Below are 2909 nucleotides of genomic sequence, written 5' to 3' on the forward strand. Positions count from 1 at the left end.
ACGTGATGCACGGGCGGTGCTGGCACAGTTGCCAGCAGCCTTCGAGCACTTCAACGAGGTGCATCCGCACTCGTCGCTGAAAATGCGCTCGCCTCGGGAGTTCAGGCGGCAACAGGCCGCCGGGTGCGGCTGGAGCCATCGATGGACCAGTCGCTTTATTGCGAATAGGACGGGGCCGGGAATACGGGGGCAACATCACAAAGTCATCTGTTTGACCATCTCGAGTCGGCGCACGAAGGTAAGTCGGGCATGCTTATGGGTGTTCATCCGGTTGGGCGTCCTGAGTAGATTGGGTGTTTGGCGACTTCCAGTCTCTCAAACCCAATCCGGATGAACACCGGATACAACCTATTGAAGCTTCACAGCTAGGCAAAGCGTCCGGGAAACCGGGCTAAGCCCAAGCTGCTTCAACTTCACTCATCATCCTCACGAGCCCTTCGCTCGGCCTCATGGACACCGTCCTCGCTCTCAACGAGAAAGGCGTATGACTTCGAAAACGAGAAGGCATTGCTCTGTTTGGCAGCCACTACGGCTTGGGGAGAATCGCGCGAAACTTCACCCAAGTCAGCCAACCTAGTCAGGTGAGCATAAGAACGCATGAACTTCTTTCCTGTGACTACCGATGTGAAATTCAATACGGCTCCGGCAGCCCTCGGCTCGTAGTACTCACCGCACGCGGCCAAAGCTTCTGAATAGTCTGCAAACGGAGTGCGGTCACGCACAATTTCATCACCCGCTTTGACGGTTAAGAAATACATCACTTCATCCAATCACTAAAAGGAATTGTCTTCTGAGCATCAAATACGGCTTGAGCCGAGCCATATATCTTGAAGTTGACCGGCAGTTGGTACTTGGATGCGGCGGTAAGGGCGTTCTGCGCGCTAGTTAGCCCCAAAGCCCCGACCTCGTCGGCAGTAAGCGGGCCGTTGAAAACGTTCAATCGAAGTTCTTGTGCCCGCTGCGCAAGCTTCGGGCTGACCAAGGCCACATCATAGTCAGACGGTAGGACCCCCATCCTTGCATCAAGCACCTCACTCGTCGAGTATTTGACGCCAGAGGCAGCACTACCTTGCATGAAGCCGCGTGCATCATCAAATCCCGCTGCGGAGAACTCGTCACCGAAGCGCTGAACGAACCGCTGGAACGAAGCGGCTTTGTATGAGAAAGGTAGGTCACCCACGTAGTTGGGGTGCGCCGCCATGGAGTCTGCAGTATTGCCAGTTGCACGGGACTCATACACCACTGCCTTGCTAGGCACATCCCCGCCAATTTTGACTCCTCCCAACTGAGCAGCCCTGCTACCAGCCACCGGCCCCGGCATCTCTGCCATCTTCACCGCCAAGCCTCTCGTGGCACGCAGCCCGCTCACCACACCCAACCCCACACCCGTTGCCTGAGCCGACGCTTGGCGGATCTTCATGGGGTCGTTCCCCATGAAGTCGCTTCTCCACTCATTGAACACCGCGCGCGGCTCGTTCCACAGCCGTGCGATGCCCTGCACCGCCGCGGCCGAGGTCTGCAAGGCCCATTGGGCACGGCTTTCCGCGGTGCCGATCACGCCGAAGCTGTAGAGGCCCGACTCCACCATGCCTTTCCCCGCGTCATATACGCCTTGCGCACGGTAGATATTTTTATCGAACTCGCTGAGGGTTTCCGTGCGGTTGCGGTACTCCAACTCAGAAAGCCGGAAATCCTCGCGCGTCATCAATTCCCGCTTGCCCAAAACAGTCACATCAGACAGCAGTGCGTCAGGCTGCTTGCTGGCCTTCACGGTCACTTCCGACAAAACCGGCATGACGTCGTCTGGTGGAACAGGGATTGCCTCCGGCATGGTCGGCTTGAAGTAAGCGTTGGGAAGGTTGACCTGTGGCGTTCCTGCAGGAACGCCATTGTCCAGAATGACTCCTCCGCTCATGTTGGATGCCAACTGCACTCCATCACCGGTCATCTGCGATGGATTTCTGAACGCTTCAACGAACTGGTCGTACCCCGTCCAACTTTGCGTATCCCATTGGGCTGGTGCCTGCATCCCCAGTCCACGTGTACCAGTGGGCGACAGGCTGTAGATCGAGTCCCGCGGCGTCATCATGTCCGCCACGCTGCTGCCCAACGCATTGCCGAACGCATCGGTCGCCACTTGTTGCACGCTGATGCGTCCACCGCGCATCACGGCCGCTGCCGTGCCCGCCGCGAAGCCGCTCAGGCCCGCACGCGCGAACATCTCCACGCCGTCGTACATCTGCGTCGGCCGTCCATTGACGTCCGTCAGGCCCATTGCCTCGTTCATGCCCCAGCCCACACCAGCACCGACTGCACTCGCGACCACGCCCTTCCAGTCGAAACGGCTTTGCAGACCGGTTACTACACCAATCCCTTGACCCATCGCGTTGCCCACGGCTGCACGCACGACCGTCTCGGTGAAGCCTGTTCCTCCCAGAAGGCTCGAACTTGCCAAGCCTCCAGCGATACCGCCGCCAATGGCACCCATTGCTACACCCTTCCAACTGAAGCCGTCCTGGATACCCATGAGATTACCGGCCGCTTGACTGGCTATGGAGCCGGCAGCGCCTCCCAGTGCCCCGGAAAGGACCGGTCCCAGTGCGTTCAAGGCTGCGCCTGCGGTCAGATAGGTCACTACGACAGCGATGACCACCATGATGATCTTGCCGACGGCGCCGCAGTTACCCCCATTCCCCGGCACCGGCAGCACCGGATCCATGCTCCCCATCGCCTGGCTTGGGTCGTACGGCTGGAACGTGTCCACGCTGTTCGCATTCAGCGACAGCTTCGGAACCGTCAGCGTCTGCCCTGCCGTGAGCGCCCCATCGCCCGACACCGCCAGGCTGTTGGCCTCCGCGATGCGCCACCACAGGCTCGCGTCGCCCAGCACGTTGCGCGCGATGTCCTTG

General features: G+C 59.6%; 2 protein-coding genes and 1 pseudogene. 1 reads left to right on the forward strand and 2 read right to left on the reverse strand.

All coding sequences use genetic code 11. The features are described from left to right. Positions 1–112 (forward strand): annotated as a pseudogene (locus tag Q9R47_RS24170) (integrase core domain-containing protein); the annotation flags it as partial. 301 nt (positions 113–413) lie between these two features. Here Q9R47_RS24170 and Q9R47_RS24175 read toward each other — a convergent pair. Both Q9R47_RS24175 and Q9R47_RS24180 read right to left on the reverse strand, forming a co-directional pair. Next, positions 414–758: a hypothetical protein gene (locus Q9R47_RS24175; RefSeq protein ID WP_311235640.1), complete on the reverse strand. Its 345-nt coding sequence runs from the start codon at positions 756–758 to the stop codon at positions 414–416. Further along, the coding region (locus Q9R47_RS24180) for a hypothetical protein (RefSeq protein ID WP_404977209.1) at positions 758–2909 on the reverse strand (2152 nt) is incomplete at its 5' end. The genes Q9R47_RS24175 and Q9R47_RS24180, both read right to left, overlap by 1 nt.

Origin of the sequence: Acidovorax sp. PRC11 (assembly GCF_031844105.1) — a bacterium.
In the GTDB taxonomy this organism is placed as follows: Bacteria; Pseudomonadota; Gammaproteobacteria; order Burkholderiales; family Burkholderiaceae_C; genus Paracidovorax.

What these genes read in the sequence shown, in the direction of transcription:
- Q9R47_RS24175 (WP_311235640.1), bottom strand. Translation starts at nt 758, where the DNA reads ATGTATTTCTTAACCGTCAAAGCGGGTGATGAAATTGTGCGTGACCGC.